The sequence below is a fragment of the Paraflavisolibacter caeni genome (assembly GCF_025628885.1).
GTDB lineage: Bacteria > Bacteroidota > Bacteroidia > Chitinophagales > Chitinophagaceae > Flavisolibacter > Flavisolibacter caeni.
In genome coordinates, this window is the sequence record NZ_JAOTIF010000066.1 from 1 (window position 1) to 2376 (window position 2376).

Annotated in this window: 3 protein-coding genes; all 3 read right to left on the minus strand. The window is 46.6% G+C overall.

Annotated elements, in window-relative coordinates; translation table 11 throughout:
• Positions 1 to 44: 44 nt before the first annotated feature.
• Genes tnpC through tnpA form a run of 3 tightly spaced genes read right to left on the minus strand, consistent with a single transcriptional unit; the run spans position 45 to position 2304 of the window.
• A complete protein-coding gene (gene tnpC / locus OCK74_RS27745) occupies positions 45 to 1550 on the minus strand; it encodes an IS66 family transposase (RefSeq protein ID WP_279300376.1) in 1506 nt (501 codons plus the stop codon).
• Positions 1551 to 1606: 56 nt separating this feature from the next.
• Positions 1607 to 1963, minus strand: coding sequence for an IS66 family insertion sequence element accessory protein TnpB (gene tnpB, locus OCK74_RS27750; protein ID WP_279300377.1), 357 nt, complete (start codon positions 1961 to 1963; stop codon positions 1607 to 1609).
• Between the two features lie 5 nt (positions 1964 to 1968).
• Complete coding sequence (gene tnpA, locus OCK74_RS27755) at positions 1969 to 2304, minus strand: IS66 family insertion sequence element accessory protein TnpA (protein WP_279300378.1); 336 nt, start codon at positions 2302 to 2304, stop codon at positions 1969 to 1971.
• Positions 2305 to 2376: the final 72 nt, after the last annotated feature.

Genomic DNA, 2376 nt, shown 5'->3' on the forward strand with positions numbered 1-2376 from the left:
GTAAACCTACAAGCAACTGCATATTGTTGGTTGCAGTGAGATGATTAATCTTGCAGCGGTTTCCAATTATGTGGAAGGAGTTCTTTGATTTGGTTGATGGGCTGCATGGGCAATCGGGTAAGTACATCAGTGAGCCATACCAATGGATTGATGCCATGCAGTTTACAGGAGCCCAACAGAGAATAGATCATGGCTGCTCGCCTGGCTGCTTCCCCGGAACCACAGAACAAATAATTTTTCCTCCCCAGAGCCACTGGGCGGATACTATTCTCTACAGCATTGTTGTCAATAGACAGTCTGCCATCTTGGGTATACACACCTAGCTTCTCCCAACGCTTCACTGAATAAGCGAGCGCCTTGCCGATAGGACTTTTCGGCAATACCTCCCCTAACTGTTCTTTCATCCACTTTCCCAATTGATCCAGTATGGGAACAGCTTCTTTCTGCCTTACTGCTTTTTTTTCTTCAACAGACAAGCCCTCATCCCTCGACCTGCGTTCAATAGCATACAGCCGTTGCATCTGCCCCAAGGCATATTCTGCTCTGTTCTTATCTGTGTTCAAACTATCAACAAAATACCTTCTGGCGTGTGCCATACAAAGCAGATGATGGATCTGCTCCTCCTCATCAAAGTCGTCATAGACCTCATAGCCATCTGTTTGCAGATAACCTTTGTATGTAGAAAGGATGCTCTGGGCTGCGGTGCGGTTTCTGCTCTTCTGGTAATCAAAATACACCAGCTTCTTTACCGTGGTGTGGTAGACCCAGAAAAAACCATGATGCACTTTCTTTCCATTCTTCTGCTCATCCAACACTTTAATACCCGTCTCATCTGCATGCAGATAACCTGTACTCAACACCTCCTGCTTTAGTGCTTCTTCAAATACCTGCAGCAGCTTGCAAGAGCTGCCGATCCAGGAGATGATGGTGGAGTAAGGAAGGCTCACTCCACTGCGCTCAAAGCGCTGCATCTGCCGGTGGGCAGGCAAGTGGTCCATGTATTTATCAATGAGGATCTGTGCCAATAGGGATGGTCCAGCCATGCACTTATCAATAGGTTGCACTGGAAGGGATGCTGTCAGGATCTTTGTGCCATCTTCCTCACCACTACTTTTAGGCAGGGCATACTTGGGGCGGATGAACCTTTTTACATACAGCTCTGAGGGAGTGGCTTCCAGTTGTTCGCTAATGAGCTCCCCAATGCGGATGCTGCCCTCAGGAACACCTTCCGGCTCCAACACAATCTCTACTCTTCTTAAGTGATCAGGCAGAGGGTTTCTTCCGGGATGCTCTGTAGATTTTGGCTCCAGGGTTGTTTTGCTGCGGGTATATGCAATCTTCTGCGTGGAAGTGACATTTACTTCATGAGTAGCATCTGCCTGTAGCTCTAAGGTCAGTTGCCCAGCAGGGGGTGTAGTGGGGACAAAACGCTCATGTTTGGAACCAAAGATCATCTTCTCCAGCTGCTCAATACGGTGCTTGAGCACCGTTATGGTGCCATGGGCTTCTTGCAACCGGGCTTTGTAATCTATGGAAGGTTCCTCTTGCATTTGTGGGCTGCAAAAGTGGCATATACCTCCCTTATTTCAAAGAAAGTAGCCCAGATTTATGATGCCATTTTTCTGCTGTACCGTTTCCGGTATTTGATCTGCTGAAGCGAGATGCCTTGCAGGACGAGCAGCAGCTCTTTATGAGAGATCAGAAAAGAGTTTTCATCACCCCCTTTGGGCAGTTCATAGCTGCCCCTTTCCAGACGCTTGCTGTACAGGGCAAAGCCATCCCCCTCCCAGCGCAGCAGTTTGATGTGATGGCGCCTGCGGCTTAAGAAAATGAAGATATCGCCTGTGAGGGGATCGTGGTGCAGTTCTTCACGCACAAGGGCTGCCAGGGAGTAAAAGCTTTTGCGCATGTCTGCTGGCTTGGAGTAAAGGAAATAGCGGAAAGCGTCCGAGAGGGCAAGCATAACACTTAAAATAAAAGAGCACGTAGATATTCTGGTGGCACCATCTGGTAAAGAGTGATCTTATGGCCTTTTGACAAAGTAATATCAGCAAAAGCTACAGAGGTGATTTCATTACCTGCATTTGTTTTCTGTACTTGTAAAGGAATGAATGTACTGCCAGGTTTTGCTTTCTTCTTAATACGCCTGTATTTATTCAGCCAGGAGTGAAACAGGGAATCGGAGAAATCATGTTGATTGCAGAATACCGTAATAGGAAGACCGCTGCTTTCCCATTTTTCTATCAGTGCAATTTTTTCTTCATCACTTCTTCTAATGATTGGCTTCTTTGCTGTTTTGTTCATGATAAGTAGATCAGAAAGCAAAACTATTTACATCCCATCCGGTCAACAATATGCACTTGCTCGTTGATTTAC

Excerpts from the sequence above, each read along its gene's own strand:
- tnpC (WP_279300376.1), bottom strand. The coding sequence starts at position 1,550 with ATGCAAGAGGAACCTTCCATAGATTACAAAGCCCGGTTGCAAGAAGCC.
- tnpA (WP_279300378.1), bottom strand. The coding sequence starts at position 2,304 with ATGAACAAAACAGCAAAGAAGCCAATCATTAGAAGAAGTGATGAAGAA.
- tnpB (WP_279300377.1), bottom strand. The coding sequence starts at position 1,963 with ATGCTTGCCCTCTCGGACGCTTTCCGCTATTTCCTTTACTCCAAGCCA.